This window comes from Pseudomonas sp. RL_5y_Pfl2_69 (assembly GCF_963970465.1).
Lineage (GTDB): Bacteria > Pseudomonadota > Gammaproteobacteria > Pseudomonadales > Pseudomonadaceae > Aquipseudomonas.
In genome coordinates, this window is the sequence record NZ_CAXAOU010000016.1 from 128,846 (window position 1) to 146,082 (window position 17,237).

12 protein-coding genes and 1 pseudogene are annotated in these 17,237 nt (G+C 59.2%); 3 read left to right on the forward strand and 10 right to left on the reverse strand.

The genetic code is table 11. The features are described 5' to 3' along the window. Positions 1-391: 391 nt before the first annotated feature. Genes AACY07_RS22715 through bcsQ form a run of 9 tightly spaced genes read right to left on the reverse strand, consistent with a single transcriptional unit; the run spans position 392 to position 15,166 of the window. On the reverse strand, positions 392-1,531 hold the full coding sequence (locus AACY07_RS22715; protein ID WP_445261397.1) for an alginate O-acetyltransferase AlgX-related protein: 1,140 nt from the start codon (positions 1,529-1,531) through the stop codon (positions 392-394). Positions 1,532-1,542: 11 nt separating this feature from the next. Next, positions 1,543-2,958, reverse strand: a complete 1,416-nt coding sequence (locus AACY07_RS22720) for an MBOAT family O-acyltransferase (RefSeq protein ID WP_339477864.1) — start codon at positions 2,956-2,958, stop codon at positions 1,543-1,545. Positions 2,959-2,976: 18 nt separating this feature from the next. Continuing rightward, positions 2,977-3,615 carry an alginate O-acetyltransferase AlgF gene (locus tag AACY07_RS22725; RefSeq protein WP_326399101.1) on the reverse strand — a complete coding sequence of 213 codons (639 nt, stop codon included), beginning with the start codon at positions 3,613-3,615 and terminating at the stop codon, positions 2,977-2,979. Between the two features lie 20 nt (positions 3,616-3,635). Further along, on the reverse strand, positions 3,636-4,304 hold the full coding sequence (locus AACY07_RS22730) for an SGNH/GDSL hydrolase family protein (protein ID WP_219261277.1): 669 nt from the start codon (positions 4,302-4,304) through the stop codon (positions 3,636-3,638). A 17-nt stretch (positions 4,305-4,321) separates the two neighbouring features. Then, positions 4,322-8,254, reverse strand: coding sequence for a cellulose biosynthesis protein BcsC (locus AACY07_RS22735; RefSeq protein ID WP_339477867.1), 3,933 nt, complete (start codon positions 8,252-8,254; stop codon positions 4,322-4,324). Continuing rightward, the gene (bcsZ, locus tag AACY07_RS22740; RefSeq protein WP_133078188.1) at positions 8,230-9,468 is read right to left on the reverse strand and encodes a cellulose synthase complex periplasmic endoglucanase BcsZ; all 1,239 of its coding nucleotides are present in this window, start codon (positions 9,466-9,468) and stop codon (positions 8,230-8,232) included. Before bcsZ ends, AACY07_RS22735 begins: the two co-directional genes overlap by 25 nt. Before the next feature lie 6 nt (positions 9,469-9,474). Beyond that, positions 9,475-11,742: a cellulose biosynthesis cyclic di-GMP-binding regulatory protein BcsB gene (gene bcsB / locus AACY07_RS22745; protein ID WP_339477870.1), complete on the reverse strand. Its 2,268-nt coding sequence runs from the start codon at positions 11,740-11,742 to the stop codon at positions 9,475-9,477. Next, positions 11,742-13,964 carry a UDP-forming cellulose synthase catalytic subunit gene (bcsA, locus tag AACY07_RS22750; protein WP_445261398.1) on the reverse strand — a complete coding sequence of 741 codons (2,223 nt, stop codon included), beginning with the start codon at positions 13,962-13,964 and terminating at the stop codon, positions 11,742-11,744. Before bcsA ends, bcsB begins: the two co-directional genes overlap by 1 nt. Then, positions 13,961-15,166 carry a cellulose biosynthesis protein BcsQ gene (gene bcsQ, locus AACY07_RS22755; RefSeq protein WP_339477873.1) on the reverse strand — a complete coding sequence of 402 codons (1,206 nt, stop codon included), beginning with the start codon at positions 15,164-15,166 and terminating at the stop codon, positions 13,961-13,963. The genes bcsA and bcsQ overlap by 4 nt, the downstream gene beginning before the upstream one ends. A 352-nt stretch (positions 15,167-15,518) precedes the next feature. Here bcsQ and AACY07_RS22760 point away from each other — a divergent pair, with 352 nt between their 5' ends. Further along, on the forward strand, positions 15,519-15,725 hold the full coding sequence (locus AACY07_RS22760) for a hypothetical protein (RefSeq protein WP_339477876.1): 207 nt from the start codon (positions 15,519-15,521) through the stop codon (positions 15,723-15,725). A 310-nt stretch (positions 15,726-16,035) separates the two neighbouring features. Next, positions 16,036-16,464 (forward strand): glycine zipper domain-containing protein, encoded by a 429-nt coding sequence (locus AACY07_RS22765; protein ID WP_133078184.1) that lies wholly within the window; start codon positions 16,036-16,038, stop codon positions 16,462-16,464. A gap of 92 nt (positions 16,465-16,556) precedes the next feature. Here the strand turns inward: AACY07_RS22765 and AACY07_RS22770 are convergent, their stop codons facing one another. Further along, positions 16,557-16,970, reverse strand: a complete 414-nt coding sequence (locus tag AACY07_RS22770) for a hypothetical protein (RefSeq protein WP_339477878.1) — start codon at positions 16,968-16,970, stop codon at positions 16,557-16,559. Between the two features lie 101 nt (positions 16,971-17,071). Here AACY07_RS22770 and AACY07_RS22775 point away from each other — a divergent pair. Beyond that, positions 17,072-17,237: pseudogene (locus tag AACY07_RS22775) on the forward strand (glutamate/aspartate:proton symporter GltP); the annotation flags it as partial.

Genomic DNA, 17,237 nt, shown 5'->3' on the forward strand with positions numbered 1-17,237 from the left:
AGATTCGCCACCAACTCCTTGTTGTAGTCGCTGACGAGTAGAACGAGGCTGCGATCGATCGCAAAGCGGTCGCAAAGCGGTCGCAAAACCGGAACACGCGGTGTGCCTGAAAAACAGAGGAGGCTGACTTTACGACTGCTGCGTCGCAGTGGCGTACCAAACCTGACGCAGCCTCGCACGGCTCGTCAGCGACTACAGATTCGCCACCAACTCTTGTTGTAGTCGCTGACGAGTAGAACGAGGCTGCGATCGATCGCGAAGCGGTCGCAAAACCGGAACACGCGGTGTGCCTGAAAAACCGAGGAGGCTGACTTTACGACTGCTGCGTCGCAGTGGCGCACCAAACCTGACGCAGCCTCGCACGGCTCGTCAGCGACTACAGACCGGCGATTTACAACAGCCTGATCACGTCGCTGTAAGGCGTTTGCAAATCACGTTCGGGGATTTCCCAGATCACAAGCGCAGGGGGCGTCTGTTTGAATGCCGGGTTATTGAAGTAGTTGTTGGCACCACCGGAAAACTCGCCTCCATCCCTGGCAAAGTCACCAATCGGCGCACCCAGGGCCTGTTGCATAAACCCGGCGAAATTGGAGTTGCGAGAAAACGAAGTGCCAATCAGTGCCACGTTCGGCAGGTTATCGTCGCCAAACAGGTCATCCAGGCTGTCTGCATCACCCTGCGATTCCCCGGCTTTCTCACTGAACCGGCTCGCCGCCACAGACTCGGCTGCGGGTTGCAAACCTGCTGGCAACCATTCAAGACCGGCCAGGCGCACCAGATCTCCCGGGCGACGCGCCGGGTCTTGCAGTGCCGTTTCATAATCCTTGTGGGGTGTGGCAGTGATCCCCATCGCCTGTACCCGCACAGCGATGGCCTTGGCCGCCGCCGAGGCGCCTGCTTCGCTCCAGTGGGTGTCGGTGCGCAGGTAAGCTTCGCTGCCCAGTGATTGCAGGGCTGGCGCCAGATCCAAAGCACTTACCCCTGCCTTGTTCAGCGCTTCAACCCAGGCCACTGCACGATTGTGCAACTGCACCGGACGACGCAAATCGCACAGCTGCCCGCTGGCAATACGGCTCTTGTCCGGCACCACGGCCACCAGCAAGCGGATGCCTCGCAACGACAGTTGCTGCTGGATATCACGCACCGCCGCCGCCTTGATCTGTGCATTGGCCTGAGCATGACGGTTGATGCGCATTTCATCGGTCAAGAACAACCAGCCATCACATCCCGGACGGACCCGTGCGCCGGTGTCGTGCAGCATCAGCCAGCTCGCGCCGCGTTCCAGATCTGCCGCCTTTCGCGGCACCCCAGCCTCTGACAACTGCTTGGCGATCTTGTGGGTGACCTCGCCATGCAGCACCCCGTCGCGGGTCAGGTCGGGCGGCAGCATCTGGACCTTGCCGCTGATCAACAGCCACATCGACGAGGCAAAGCTGACGGCCAGAAATACGACAAACACAACGCCGCCCAACCTGCTGACACGGGCGGTGAGTTCAGTCGGTACAGCCGGTTGGGGCGTTGAAGAAGACATGGGCGCGGCCATCAGAACTGGAAGTAGAGGAAGGGCACCGCCTCGCGGCTCGCGATCAACGCGAACGAGAGCAGAAAACCCGCCACCGGCCACAGGGCCGCTATAGGAACAAACCACACTTGAGTACCAAAACGCTGCTCAACACGGTCCTTGAACAGCGGCGCGATAATGCATGCCACGCCGAGCAGCGCCGCCAGGCCGTGAGCCGAGCGCAGCGTCACGGCCAACGCGTCGCCCAAGGCAAACCCGTGCAAGCCGAACTGGCCGGCATACATAGTCAGGGCCGATGCAAAATCCGGCGCACGGAACAGGGTCCAGGCCATGAACACAAACATCAGTGTCAGGGTATGGGAGAACAGTGGAGGAATACTCGGCAGGCTCGATCGCGACCACAACCGGTCCACACACAGCGCCACCCCGTGAGCGGCCCCCCACAGCAGGTAATTCCAGCTATCGCCGCCATGCCAAAGCCCAGCAATGGCCATGGTCAGGAACAGGTTGCGATAGGTCTTCCAGGCCCCGTTACGGTTACCGCCCAGGGCGATATACAGGTAGTCGCGCAACCAGCTGGACAAGGACATGTGCCAGCGCCGCCAGAAATCCTGAATGCTGCTGGCCAGGTAAGGCTGGTTGAAGTTTTCCGGAAAGTGAAAGCCCAGCATCAGGCCGAGGCCGATGGCCATGGCGCTGTAGCCCGCGAAGTCGAAAAACAGTTGCAACGAGTAGGCCAGGCAACCGATCCAGGCGTCGACAAAGGACGGATTATCCAGATGGAACGCCACGTCCACCAATGGCGACAGAGTGTCTGCCACCAGCACTTTCATGCACATGCCAACCATGAAACGGCGTGCGCCCAGAGAAAAATTCTGCCAGTCGAAATAGCGCCGGGTCAGCTCACGACGCACCCAGTCATAGCGAATGATCGGACCTGCTATGGAGTGACCGAACATCGAAATGTAGGTGGCGTAGTTGATGAAGCTGCGCTCCACCGGCACCGTATGGCGGTGCACATCCACCAGATAGGAAATGGCCTGCAGCACGATAAACGACAGCCCTGCCGGCAGCGCCACCCGCTGCCACTCCAGGGGCATCGCGCCCGGCCAGGTAATCCATTCCATCCAGGTTGCAGCCAGGATATTGGCGTACTTGTACCAGCACAGCACTGCGGTGTTGAACACGATCAGCGCAATCAACAGCCGCACCCTGCCCTTTGAGTCTTCGCGGGAGCGATCAATCAGCAGCCCGCCGACCCAGGCAACGATGGTCAACGCCACGTGCAACGCGAGGAACATCGGGTTCAGCCAGCCATAGAACAACCAGCTGCCGATCAACAAAATGACGTTACGCCACTGGGGCTTGCCCAGGGCGTAAATCAGCATGAAGGCTGGCAGAAACAGCGTCAGGAACTCGAGTGAGGCGAAGACCATGGCAGCGGCAGAATCCGATCAGTGGGACAGAGTGTCCGTTGCGCTCAAAAGACGTGGCCCGCTGGCAGAAGGCACCAGCAGCACGCTGTAGCGTTCCCCCGCCTTGAGCATGCCCAAATCCAGCGCAGCACCCACATTGGCGTTGGCGCACACCAGTTGCACCGAAAGGTTCACCGGATTGATCGAGCGCCGTTGCAGGCTGGCGACGGGCACCGCCTTGAACAGATCGGCGCTGCGCCCGGCAGGACGCAGACTGGCATCGCTGCAGGATTTATCGACGTTAACAAACGCCAGCGAAGCCTTGAGGCCGTTGAAATCGTCAGGTGTCTCGCGCACGGCGACTTGCTCGATACCCGCACCCTGCGACACGACAACAATCGTCGCGAACTCCCCGGGCTCGACCTTGAGGTCCAGCGCCAGCTGTTGCCCGCCACTGACCAGAGAACCCTTGACCGGACTGGTCGAGTCCACCGGGAACAATAGCGACGCCGGTTGCGCCACTTCAAGGCGCAACGGCGGCTGTCCTGCCTGGCCGATGACGTCCAGGGGCGCCGTGGTGGCGTTGACGAAGCGGATGAAGGCTGCGTCCTGGCTGGGGCCGGTGGGATACAGGGCAAAATCGGCAGCCAGGGTGCACATGCTACATAACAGTGTCATCGCACCCGTCAGTGGACGAATCACTTCTTCTCTCCCTTGGCACTGACCGCTTCAGGCGGCAGTTTGCCCAACGCATTGCCGATGGCATTGGCCCAGGACTTGTAGCCCGCAACAGTAAAATGCTGGCCGTCAGTGGTCACCCACTGCCCGGGCTTGGAGAACTCCAGGGAATCGATGTAGGTACAAGGCGCGACGTTGGTTGCCAAAAACGCGGATATCAGTTTGGTGCGCGCATCGTTTTTCTTGTACATGCCGCCTTCTTTGCCCCACGCCGGGCCTACCCATGCGCATTTGGCACCGTTGGCGGTGATTTCCTTGGCCAGTGCAGACACGTTCTGCCACGCCCAGGCCTTGGGAAATACCGGCTTGTCGTACGAGGCCATGGTGTCGGCAATCACAAGCACCACCAGGTCCGGCTTGTCGGCGGCAATCAAGTCCTTGATTGGGGTTGTAGTCGCATCACGCCCCTTGATCACAATCTTGCCGCTGCCTTTTTCTTCAGCCCCACAATCGACTTTTTTGGTGATAAGCCAATCGCCAGCGCTGGCCCCGCACGCGCCAATCGAATGCACATTCGCGCCTTGCTGGGTCAAGTTGGCGTGCAGTGGTTCCATCAGGTGATTGGCCAGGCTCATGTGACTCTCCCCAAGAACAAGAAGGGTCATACCGGCTAGAACGGATGAAGGCATTTAAAGTCTCCAGGACATCAATTGGAATAAGGGGAACTGTAGGGGCTGACCGGCAGCGCCATCGGGCCGTTCATGTCCTCAAACATGTAACGCAAGTACATGGCACCCGTGACTTGCTGGTAGTCCTGGGCATTGTCCAGACCAAGATTGGCCCCCAGAAAAAAGTTTGAACCAAACTTGTACTCACCGGCTGCGGAGAGGCTGTAACCAACCCCAGCCTTGCTCTCGCTGGAGTAGCGCTGGTCGTTTTCAGCTTGCAGCGTGCTGTCGCCAGGGAAGTAGTCCGCACCCGCCTGATGGGAGTACTGGACACCCACCGAGCCCTTGACCTGATAGCTGAGGCGCTCGGTGCGCTGCGACCAGGCCACCGGCACCCCAAGGGCAAAGTAGCTTTGCGGGCTGAAATAGCCGCCGTGACCGTAGGTAAAGAAGTTCTGGTTATTGTCGAAGCTCATGCCAGTGGCGCTCAGGCCGAGAGTCAGCTTGCTGTCTTCATCATTTTGCAGATACCAGTAAACACCGGCGCCCAGTTCGGCACGGCTGTTGGACTCTACGTTATGGCCCAACAGCTTGTGCCACGCGCCGTAGCCATAGGCGCCAATCGCCTGGTCGTCGTAGCTCAGTTGGCCACGACCGCCGTTAGCCGTCACACCGCCCCACGACTGCCCGCTACGTTCATCGGTAGTACCGGCGAACGACGTCACGCTGTCGATTACCGGGCGGCGCGAGACGTTGACGCCATAGCGCACATTGGAATTGCTGGCGAGCGGGCGATCCACACTCACACCACCGGCGACGGTGCTGTATTGAAAGCCGATTGGCGTAGTGCCGATATCAGCCTTGATGCCTTCATCCGGACGAGCGAAGCCAACGCTCACACCCACACCACTTTCACGCTGGGCACCAATACCTTCGGTTGACGCGTTGCCACTACCGAAGCGTTCAGCGGCATACACACCCACCCGTCCTGCGTTCAGGGATACCGGCGTCACACGCACAGCGAGACGGTTGTCACCTGCCGGGAAATTAATCTCCAGCGGCGTCTCGATATCGGTCATCTTGCCCAGGCCCGGCTCGCTGTCATTGGTGCGCACGGTCACACCCTGAGTCACGTAAGCACTGCGCTCCTGAAGGATGCTGTCCAGTGCCCGCTGGGCAGAACTGGCCTGATCTACCGCTACATTGACCGTGCCTTGCGGCGCGAAAGGATTGGCCCCGGCATTGCCAAATCGCCCGGAGGGCACGGCCGCACGGCTCGGGATTGCGGCTGCCACGCGGGCTTGTTGCTGACCTGGATAGACGTCTTGGGGCAATAACGAATTGTTGCCTGCGCTATACGATGCCGAATCCAGCACGGCTTGCGCCGGAGCAGGAATCCCGTCGATCGCCCCGCGGCCAACCTGATTACCCGGCCCCGACAAACCTGCAAAAGGGTTGGGCGCCGCGCCCGTACCGGCAGCCTGCGTCGCCAGACTGCGTTTTTTCTCGGTCTGCTCGATGTCTACGGCCTTGCGCAACAGGTGGGTGGCTTGAGCAGACTTGCCCATGCTGCGGTAGATCCGTGCCGCTTCGGTCAAGGACTGCGGGTCGTAGTTTTGCAGCTTCACGAACTGCTCCAGCGCACGTTCGGCGTAGCCGTTATCACGGGCCAGAACGGCGGCGTCCGCTGCATTGAGCAAGATCTGCGGGTCGTTTGGCTGACGCTGCAGCAAGGGTTTGTACAGCTCGAATGCCTTGGCATTGTCACCGCTGCTGACATACATGCGCGCCAGTGCCGAAACCGCACCCGCATCCCCGGGGCGTGACGCCAGCGCCGGTGCCAACGTGTCATAAGCGCCTGCCAGATCACCGCCTTCACGCAGCAGGTCTGCCTGACGAATACGATACTGGTAAAGCAGATCATCGAAGCGCTTGCGTGTAGCAAGGCTCATTGGCTGATTTTGCAGGCCCCGCAGAATCGAATTGACCTGAGCATCATTGCCCGTCTTCAACAGCAGATTGGCGTACTGCAACATCAGGTCGGCGGACGGTGTCGGTGTCTGGTTAATGACGTCGCGCATCATGGTCAACGCACGTGTGGCGTCACCGGTGTCGACATAGGCCGACGCCAGCGTCGCCATCCGGTCCGGGCTGCGGCTGGCCATCGGTTGCAAACGATCAAGCAGGGCCAGGGCTTCCTGGCGCTGGCCGCGCTTGGCCATGGTAGCGGCGAGTTTGACTTGCACCGTCAGGGTAATCTGGTCGGCCAGCTCGCTCATGTCAGCGGTGCGGCGGCCCGCAGGAATGCGACTGATGGCGGCCTGGGCAGCGTCCCACTGCTCCATTTCCACCGAGAGCAAAGCGCTGGTGTAAAGCGCGTCAACGTCGGTCGGATGCGCCTTGAGGTAGCTGTCGATCAGGTCTCGGGCTTTTTGTGGCTCGCCGGTCTTGAGGTAAAGGCGGGAGAGGTCAAAACGGGTCCAAACGTTATCCGGGTCGTCCTTGACGGCTTGCACCAACGCCTGTTGCGCACCACGGGTATCACCCCGCTGTTCGGCCAATGCAGCCGCCTGGGTGGAGCGCAGCGCACGCAGCCGACCACCGCCGCCCATTTCGGCCTGCTGGGCTGCAGTCAGGGTATCGAGCAAGCGCAATGCCTCATCGGCCTGCCCCGATTGCGACAGCACATTCACAAGCCCTTGTACGGCCTGCGCATTATCTCGCTGCACACTCAATACTTGGCGATAACTGGCCTGGGCTTCATCCAGTTGACCGTTCTGGGCCTGGAGATCTGCCAGGGCCAGGCGCGCTTCGACGCCTTTAGGGTTAAGACGCATGGCCTGTGCAATGTTCTGCCGGGCCTTGTCGGGTTGAGCCTTGGCCTGGTTGCGCGCCTGTTGCAGCAAGGCCCAGTAGCGCACATTGTCCAATGCGGGCTTCCATCGCGCCCCCCCATTGCCAATGGCACGGTTGAGCAACTGCTCAGCCTCAACCAGACGATTCTGTTGTTGGCGCACAACACCAAGCCCCCCCAGTGCATCAGGGTCATTGGCCTTGTTTTTCAGGCGTGCGGCGAAAGCTTGCTCGGCACCTGCCTGATCGCCTTTTTCAAGGGCTTGCAATCCACGTTCTACCAGTGGATCTGGTTGCCAGCTCGCTACCCGGCCAGCAGTGCTGGCTTTCGATTTACCTTTGTTCAGAAGATCGCGTATTTCCTGATCCTCCGGATGAGCCTTCAAAAAAGCTTCGAACAAAGGAGCCTGGGCAGCGCTCGGAGGACCGGACCACACCAGCGCCAGACGCCAGCTCTCGTCAGCGTCACCACCGATGTCGGGCCGCGTCGACAGTTTGGCCAGGGCACGAATACCTTCGGGGCGAGTGTCTTCGTGACGAACCAGTTGCTTGGCAAGAAACAGCGCCAGAATCGAGTCATTCGGCGTTTCGTGCAGCAAACGCTCCATGCCTTTGCGAGCTTCCGGCCAGCCTGCAGGATTGAATGCAAGGTTGTTGTAATACTCTCGGCCTAAAGTGCCTGACGGTGTGCGCCCGGCAAAGAGTTTGCGAAACACCTGAGTCGCCTGGTCACGCTGGTCGCTATCGACCAGACGGCGAGCCTCGGCTTGAAGCGCGATGTTCTGCGGCTCGGTAAGGGCCAGGTCCTGCTCCAGCTGCGCAGCCAACCAAGGGCGGGGCGACAAAGCCTGCAGGCGTTCCAGGTATTGCCTGGCTTGCGCGGACTTTTTCTGCTTGATGCTGGCAAGGCCCATACCGTAAAGGGCGTCGACTTGATTGGGGTCCAGACGCAACACTTTTTCCCAAGCTTCAGCAGCTCGTTGTGAATTGTCACGGCCCTGCCAGTACTGGCCCTGCTCGACCAACTGCGATTGCACGTCCCGTGTGTCGGCGTGGACGGCAGTGCTGATCATGGCGGTTAAAAAACCTATGGCTAGCGAGTGGCGGTGCGGACGCATGACGTCTCCCAAGACAATTTGAGTGTTCCGTCATCACGAAACTGAAAACGATTTTCAGCCCAGCCGAGTGCGAACAAGCTGAGCATGAGGTTGTAATACAACGGTTCGGTACGCTCGCCGCCGACAGTGGCCAGTGCCTTGTCCAACGCTTGTACGGTTCGACGTTGCTGGGCCTGTGCCAGCCAGGGCTGGCCTTTGGTCTGGAAGTACGGGATCAGCGCAGCCGAGAACCCGAAAGGCCCCTGACCCTCGAGTGCACCGCTGATGACCTGGACTTTTTCCGGTGGAATACCGGTGGACGCAGTACTGTTTGACATACCGTCCAGCATCGCCAGCAAGGGGGCTGCCAGTGGATCGGACTTGGGCGTCATGCCAGCCCACAGGTACACGCGAATCGCGTCATAACTGCCCTGCTCGCCTGTGATCGGATCAACCACGAACAAACCGGCTTTCGGCCCGGTGGCACGGTAACCAACCCAGTCGGCCACATAGCCTTTGGGGCTGGAAGCCTTGATCATTTTCACCGTGTTTTCGGCTATTTCTTTCCAAGGTCCGGCCGGTGACTCCTTGGCCAGTCGACGCAGCAGCGGCAATGGCAGGTAGCTGGGATTCAACCGCCACAGGTGATCGGGCTGCACGAAGCCCTGTGGCCCCGGCAACACCATTTTGCCCAAACCGGGCAAGCTCACTATCAGTTGGGTTTCTATGTTTGCAAGCAGCTGCAACGCGGCTTCGCGATAGTCCGGCCGCTGCCACAAACGCGCTGCCTCCAGCAGCGAATAAGCGATCCACAAATCCGAATCGGACGCCGAGTTCGCGTCCTGCAATTGCCATGTGCCATCCTTGCCCTGCCCCCACAGCCAGCCCGGCAGACGCTTGCTCACATCGGCTCCCGCCATGTTGGCCAAGGTCCATTGCCACAACTTTTCAAAGCGCGCCTGATCGTTGCCTATCAGTGCGAAAAGCATCCCGTAGGATTGGCCTTCGGAAGAGCTTTGATTGACCTGAGCACTGGACTCCAGCATCCGGCCGTCAGCCTGCACAAAATGCGAGGCATAGGTTTGCCAAAGCGGCCACTGAGCATTTTTGCACGCCTCGTCTTGAGCCACCGCAGGCGTCAGCGTGAACGTTACGAAAGCACAGGCGAGCAAACGAAGCGCCGTATGCAGGCGCCTCGTTGAGGTTTTATTGCGAAAGATCGCGAAGAAACTCATGCCCCGTCAGCCACCCAGACGCTTGTTGGCACGCGCCCGCAATGCCAGATAGGCCAGACCACTGAGCAGGATCACACCCAGGCCGGTCAGTATCAGCGCCAGTACCACGTGACGCGACATCAGCCATTGCAGGTATTTGATCGGGCCCAGGCTACCGACGTAGTACTGCTCGTCCGCAACCAGTGGCTCGATATTTTTACCGCGTACCACCACCAGGCTGCCCTGGATCGACTGGGTGTAATCCTCACCACCGATCAGGGCATTGGTCGCGTCGGCCAGACCCTGGGGCTGACCACTGGCGATCACCACGACACTGCGACCGTTTTTGAGCGGTGACTCGAATCCGGTGAGGTAGGTACTGCGCGCACCACCGGAAAATGCCATCGCCAGCCGGGTTCTGCGCAGATTGGCTTCAGGGTCGGGGCTGAACCAGTCACGTACCCGCATTGGCAGGTCGGACAGATGAAAACTCTGCAGTCCTTCGCCATCGGCAGCGGGCAGACGATCAGCCCATTGCGTCAGCAACGGCTGATTGGCACCGGATGCCAGCACCAGCAAGTCCTTGTCCGCAGCGCTCCCAACCTGCGCGGCCTGGATCACCTGTACGCCGGTGGCCGGATAACCCGTGGAGCTGCCGAAACGACCAAGTACGGTCAGGTAGGCATCCAGGTCCGCGGTGCCTGCGTTATCCGGCAACACCACGGCTGTTTGCGACAAGTCGGCCAGGCGTGTGAACGGGAATCCGGCATCCTTGAACACGCCAAGGTTGGGCATGGCGATAAAGTGGTCGTAGCCGCTCACATCGATGGTCGACTCGGGGTCAATGGCCCCACGCATGTTGTCGATGATGATGTCGTTACATTCCCCCTGCTTGATGTAATCGAACATGTATCGCAGCTGCAGCCGTGACTGCAGGGCAGTCGAGTTCAACGCCAGCATCACGGTGGTTTCGCGGCCCAGGCTGTCGTCGGACTTCAGCGCGCTGAGTACGCCGCTCGGAAGCTTGTCCTGGGACGGCAGGTTCTGCGACTGAATCAGCGCATCGTTGAAACTGATGATGAACGATGAGTTGTTGGAGTTCTCTTGAGGCGTGTAACGGTACTTGAGGTTCAACGGCGCACCGCCTTCGCGCCAGGTAAACAGGTCCGGGGCAAAGTTGAGCGGCACGGTAATGTCGCCCGGGTTGTAGCCGGACACCGCCAGTTCCTTGGCTGGCAACAACTCACCCAGTTTTACCGGGCGATCACTGGGCAACCAGTTCGGTGCGTCATAGGGTTTGCGTGGCTGCACCACATCCAGGCGGTCGATGACAACGCTATTGCCCGACAAGGCCTGATTGCCCAGCACCAGCGCCGTTGCAGCGCGCTTGAGCTCAGCTCCGTCGCGACCGCTGACGACCAGCAACTTGCCATTGGCGTCGTTGGGGTTGGTCATCACGGTCAGGGTCGGGCCCTTGGCGGGCGGCAGGCTCAGGCTGTCGATCTGAAGGGCATCCGGGCCACTGACCAGCACCACGGCATTGCCGCTGGCCGGAATCCGGTTGTAACCCGATGAGAACCGCGCACCACGATAGCTGGCCTGGGCACCCAACCACGACGACAGGGCTCCGGCGGCTTCCAGCGTGGCATTGTCGGGCGCAGCGGCGAACACGAACGGCAAGTCCAGGGGACGGGCGTCGCGACGATCAAAAAACGGCAGCGGAATAATCGACAGGTCGTCAGGCAAGGCCAGCGGCGATACGTCGATGCCCAACTCCGAGGCATTGCTGATCTTGGCCCACAGGCTGGAGTGCTGGGGGTCCTCGCAGCTCATGGTGTAGTGCCCGATAAATTGCAGGCTCAGGCGGTTGAACTCGGTAATCAGATGAGCCGGGATCTCTACAACCTGTTGTTGCAGTTGCCCGGCCTTGTCCTTGGGCAATGGCAGGCTTGCGGCCACTTCATCGTTGACCAGCACGTTGATTTGCGACAGCTCCGCCAGCAGCGCCGGGGAGTAGGAGTACTGCAGGTTCAGCCTGGCGCCGGTGACGATCGAGTCGGCCCGCACATCGAAGCTGACGCTGTCTGTCGCCTCCACTCCACGCAGGTTCATCGGATAATTGCGGCCCAATTGCTTGAGGGTAACGGTGTAGCTTTTCGCTCCGGGCGCCGTGGCCGCAGGCAGGGTTTGGGCACTGGCAGCGCCCGCGCTGAAAGCCAGCAAGGCGCACGTCAGGCGGGCCAGCGCGCGGCGCAGATCGCGCAAGGCGGCGAAGGCTGAAGACGTTGAATTCATCACTTGTCCAGGACATTGTCTAGCGTGGAAGGGGTGACGCGGCGACGGCGCAGCAAGCTGCGCACTTCCATGGCCGAGGCTTTGAAAAGTTCGTGGATACCGCGCAGGCCGATACGACCGACCTCACGCAAGGCGACAAGCGGGGTATCGACCTGCCCGCTGCCCCAGGTCGAAGCCCAGGTGTCGGCGCGGGAGAATGTAAGGCGTACCAGGTCACTCTGCTGACGCAAGGTCAGGGCATCAAACTGCACGCCCGCCAAATCGCCGCGACTGAACACGACCACTGCCGGGAACACACTCGAGTGTTGATTGCGAAACAGGGAAATCTGTACCTGCTCACCCTGAGGCAAGCTGACGCCTTCCGGCAAAATCAAACCCATGCCTTTTTGCGAAAAGTCCTGGGTTACACCCTCTATCACGCGGCCATCGGCACAGGTCAGGCGCACAGGCAATTTGGCTGCTACCCGCGGCTCAGCACGTACCTGTCGGGTTTCGCTGGCCACTGCCACTGCAGCACTGGTGATGATGACGTTGTAGAGCGTCCACATCAGGTTGATCAGCACCGTGGTTGTGGCGCCCTCCTCACCCATTGCCAGCCGCGCGATCCCATAGGCCATGCCCGCGAGGTTGAGGGTCAACAGCACGATGTAGGGACGGGCGAGTTTCCAGTCGAAGAATTTCTCGTCGATGATCCCGCCCTTGTCGGTCACGTTGAAACCACCATGCTTGGGATCGACCAGCGCCACCAGCACCGGCCCCATGATGTACCAGGCCAGTACGGTCTCGTAGACCTCGTTCCAGAACGAGTGGCGGAAGCGCCCCTGAATGGTGGAGTTGGTCAGGCTGGCATGGAAGATATGGGGCAATGCATAGGCCATGATCATCAACCCCGCAGCGTGGAAAATCTGCGCGTCGAAAAACAGGAAGGCCAGCGGCGCCGTCAGAAATACCAAGCGCGGCAAACCATAGAAGAAGTGCAGCATCGCGTTGAGGTAGCACAGGCGCTGCCCCAGGTTCAGACCCTTGCCGAACAACGGATTGTCGGTGCGGAAAATCTGCGCCATGCCCCGGGCCCAGCGAATGCGCTGGCTGATGTGGCTCGACAGACTTTCCGTCGCCAGGCCGGCCGCCTGGGGAATGGCCAGATACGCCGTGTTGTAGCCGGCGCGATTGAGTTTGAGCGCGGTGTGGGCATCTTCGGTCACGGTTTCTACTGCGACCCCGCCAATCTCCATCAGCGGCTTGCGCCGGATCACAGCACATGAGCCGCAGAAGAATGTGGCGTTCCACAGGTCATTGCCGTCCTGGACCAGGCCATAGAACAACTCGCCTTCGTTCGGTACCGAGCGGAAGGTATCGAGGTTCTTTTCGAACGGGTCCGGGGAAAAGAAAAAGTGCGGCGTTTGCAGCATCGCCAGCTTCGGGTCTTTCAGAAACCAGCCAATGCTCACTTGCAAAAACGAACGGGTCGGTACGTGATCGGCATCGAAAAACGCCACGAACTCACCGCTGGTGATCTGCAACGCTTCGTTGAGATTCCCGGCCTTCGCATGCCGGTTGTTGTCACGGGTGATGTAGTTGACATTGATCTGCTCGCAGAACTCGCGAAAGTCTTCGCGACGCCCGTCATCGAGCACGTGGACCCGCAGCTTGTCCTGCGGCCAGTCCATGGCCTGGGCGGCAAAGACAGTCAACTTCACAATATCGAGGGCTTCGTTGTAGGACGGGATGAACACGTCAACTACCGGCCACTCGCTGGGCGGGCTTTTGAGCAATACCGGTTGGCGCCGCAGCGGCCATGCCGTCTGCAAGTAACCGAAGATCAGCACCACCAAGGCATAAAGCTCGGCCAGTACCAGGCCGTAGCCGAACGCGATGTCGATCCACTCATCGAAGTCCAGGGTCGCCGTCAGACGCCAGTACATGTAGCGCAGCGAAGCAGTCAGCGACAGGCAGATCATGATCAGGATGGTCAGCCGGCCGGGGATCCTGCGCAATATCAGCGCCGTGCCAAAGCAGCCGAGTGCAAAGATGCACTGGGCATAGAAATCAAACGGGGCGGTGACGATCAATAAGCCCACAAGCGTGCAGAACGCTATCGTGCCAATGGTCAGCGCGCGGCGTGCCACAACGGGCCATCGTTCAATACGATCAGCCACGGACTGCGCCCAACGTTGCAGACGGGTTTGTACAACAGGCGGCTCAGTGCTGGTCTTGATCACAGCGCGGACATCGCTGTAGCAGAGCCGTTGTCAAACCCGGCCTTGAGTTGTTTACCCAGCCATACCATATCCTGGCAGGCTGCAGATGCGTTCGGTGAAGTCAGCGGGTTACGACCATAGGCCAGCGACTCGCCCAGGGTGTTATCCAGCGCAACGACTCCGAGCATCTGCCCGCCCAAACGACGTTTGAGGACCTCAAGCATGTCCCGCGAAAACTCGCGGGTGGCATCGAACTGATTGACCACGTAGTTGCAGGCCGGGGACTCAGGACGGGGGGGGACGGAGCCCATCAGGCGATCCATCTGATCCAGGGCAACAAAGCTGGCGGCGTCGGCGGTGGTGACTACGATCACTTGATCAGCCACATCCAGCGCTTGCTCCAGATACATCGAACGGCCGGTCGGTGTGTCCAGAATCACTACGTCGTTTTCATCCAGATTCAGGCGAGCCAGTTGCCGGGCCAACCAATGGCGATCCTGGCTCATGTCCCGTTCCAGGGCACAACGTTCGTCATCACTCAATACGCCGTAGGGCAGCACTTGAGCACCGTCGAAACCCTGCTGAAGTTTGTCGGCCCAAGTGGTGCCATCCTCGCTCGTAGAGCCCATTCCCGTCACACCGGATTCAATCCCGAGGTGGTAGTGCAACGCATTTTGCGGGTCAAGATCGATGGCGATGGTTTTGCATGCGTCCAGACACAAGCTGCTGGCCAACCCGGCGCCCAGAGTGGACTTGCCTACGCCACCCTTGGCCGAAACCAGTGCCACGATATGTGCCTTGCACTTCGGCACACGAGCCCCAAGCTGTGCCTGGGCGTGCATCTCGGCCTGACGGGCAAGGGCGACTTCGGCGAGCAGGTTACGCAACGGGGTTGCAACGTCTCCAGAGGTCATCAATGGTGCTTCAGGCTGGGGGCGCGATGACTCAACGACTGGCATTGCAGATTGCATGAAGGGTTGCGCTCCCGGCGTAACCACCGAAAACGGTAACGACCGGAATGGCGCCTGTTCAATTTTCGGCTCGGCCGCCATGTTCTCGATTACTTGAGCCACAACTTCAGGCAAAGGCGCTGGCTCGGCAGGCAGCGGCATCTTTTGCGGTGCTGCGCACGGGTAGTCGAGCGGGGTTTCGAACTCGTGATAGCTGTCTGAAGTCGCGCCAAATCTACTGAATAGATTTGATATGTCGTCTTTGTGGCTCATAGGAAGGCTTCCTGCTTTCTGACTGTTAACGACCCATGACCAGCCGCAGCGCGCCAAAATAAGCCATCACAATGGCATCGTCAATAAATTGAACGAAATAGGATTAGTATCTTGGTAAACACGTAATAAATAAACTTATTAGCCATTTAATTGACGCGAATCAGGATTTATATTTGGCGCTGCTGACGCTGTATAAATCACCAATACTCCGACCCGACTGCCCCGGGCCTGGTGCAGGCAGACGGATGGACCGGGATGCGGGTTCTGAGCACTTCACGCGGACACCGATCCTTCTACACTGGATAAAGTTGTCGGAAAAAGTGAAATGCGGATCAGAAATAAGGAGAACTGTATGTCTGAGCACTTCAAAGGCCTGAGGGGCGATACCCCCTTTGGCGCCGCAAGCCCGCAGAGCCAACGAGAACTGGCTGTTGCCGCGGCTTTAACCTTGATCCAGGCCAAGGTTCTAAATTCAAGCGGTGCCGGGCAGCTTCAAACAGAGCTCAATCGGCTGAGCAAGTATGCTGATCAGATTCAGGCCGCACTTGAGGTCAAGTGAAGGGAGGAAATCCCTCACCTTGCGCTGATGCTGTTCACTCAAGAGCAACGCTGCTCAAGTGTGGGAGCGGGCTTGCTCGCGATGGTCTTCATATCGCCGCGTATACTCATTAAATACACGCCATCGTTAACGACCATCGCGAGCAAGCCCGCTCCCACAAAGACTGGAACCTGTCACCGCAATAGCTTGTTACAGCTTTATCAGCCACAGTGGTTGCCAACATAGAACTTGAGGGTTATCGCCCCGTCTATATTCTCAGGCATCCCTAATGTAGCGGGTGCACTGATTACTGCCCATTGAGGTATATAAGATGCGAATGACACTACCTGCGCTAGTTCTGGGCCTTTTGTTTGCACAAGGAGCAATGGCTGCCGGTGACGGAACCGCCGCTGTCGGAGGCGGTGTTGGCGGCGCGCTGGGTAATATCGTGGGCCAACAGCTGGGAGGATCCACGGGGGCCGCCGTTGGCGCCGGAGTCGGTGGCGCTGCAGGGAGTGCGATCGGTGCGCCACGAGGCAGCAAAACCGAAGCCGCCATTGGTGGCGGTCTCGGATCGGCCGGCGGATCGGTCATCGGTAACAGACTGGGAGGCTCTACTGGCTCCACCATCGGCGCGGGTCTTGGCGGTGCCGCTGGCGGGGCGATAGGCAACAATCTTGCCGACGATGGCAGCAAACACAACTCCGGTGGCAAGCATCACAAGAAAAACAAAAACAAGAAGAACAAGCACCGCCGATAAACCCGGCTCAGTGTCGCAGTGCTGTTCAAGTGTGGGAGCGACCTTGCTCGCTCCCATAAAGTCAGGAATCGCTTAAGTCACAACTTTGCAACTCAGTGTCGGGCTTTTTCAAAGTGCTCCCGATGCTTCACCCATTCCTCATGCACCTCCCGATAGCAAAACCCTCCCCTTGATGGCTTCAGGTGGCGAATGCACGCCAGCCCGTCGACATCCGACCAGAATAAATTGCGCCTTTTTGCCGAGGTTGCTTGCTCAAACACCCCCTGGATCCAGCCCTTCATTTCTCCTGCCAAAAAACGCGTCACGTCTTCTGCAAGGGCCGGTGCACGGCACTTATGCCTCCCGAAATGGCGTATTCGAACAGCTTTAAACCATGCGTTTTTTTGATTAATGCCATGCACATTGAGCATAGGGTAGGCATTTACAGCATTAGACGGCGCCCTCCGGCATTGGAATAGTCGCGCCGCCTGAGCGGTCTGCCAGTGAGCGACAAGCACCACTTCCAAGCGATCTATCCCGGCTATTTACACAGATTTTTCGGTAAATGAACGTTCCTGTTCAGGCAATTACCTACATCAAACTGAAGTAAAGGTAGAAAAAAAATAATATGAAGAAGGCAAAACTTAGCCTCGCCTGGCAGATCCTCATTGGTCTGGTCCTCGGGATTGCAATCGGCGCGCTGCTCAACCATTTCAGTGCTGAAAAGGCCTGGTGGATCAGTAACGTTCTGCAACCTGCCGGCGATATCTTTATCCGTCTGATCAAGATGATCG

Bases quoted from the DNA above. Each gene is read 5' to 3' on its own strand.
- AACY07_RS22715 (WP_445261397.1), bottom strand. From the start codon at position 1,531: ATGTCTTCTTCAACGCCCCAACCGGCTGTACCGACTGAACTCACCGCC.
- AACY07_RS22720 (WP_339477864.1), bottom strand. From the start codon at position 2,958: ATGGTCTTCGCCTCACTCGAGTTCCTGACGCTGTTTCTGCCAGCCTTC.
- AACY07_RS22725 (WP_326399101.1), bottom strand. From the start codon at position 3,615: ATGACACTGTTATGTAGCATGTGCACCCTGGCTGCCGATTTTGCCCTG.
- AACY07_RS22730 (WP_219261277.1), bottom strand. From the start codon at position 4,304: ATGCCTTCATCCGTTCTAGCCGGTATGACCCTTCTTGTTCTTGGGGAG.
- AACY07_RS22735 (WP_339477867.1), bottom strand. From the start codon at position 8,254: ATGCGTCCGCACCGCCACTCGCTAGCCATAGGTTTTTTAACCGCCATG.
- bcsZ (WP_133078188.1), bottom strand. From the start codon at position 9,468: ATGAGTTTCTTCGCGATCTTTCGCAATAAAACCTCAACGAGGCGCCTG.
- bcsB (WP_339477870.1), bottom strand. From the start codon at position 11,742: ATGAATTCAACGTCTTCAGCCTTCGCCGCCTTGCGCGATCTGCGCCGC.
- bcsQ (WP_339477873.1), bottom strand. From the start codon at position 15,166: ATGAGCCACAAAGACGACATATCAAATCTATTCAGTAGATTTGGCGCG.
- AACY07_RS22760 (WP_339477876.1), top strand. From the start codon at position 15,519: ATGTCTGAGCACTTCAAAGGCCTGAGGGGCGATACCCCCTTTGGCGCC.
- AACY07_RS22765 (WP_133078184.1), top strand. From the start codon at position 16,036: ATGCGAATGACACTACCTGCGCTAGTTCTGGGCCTTTTGTTTGCACAA.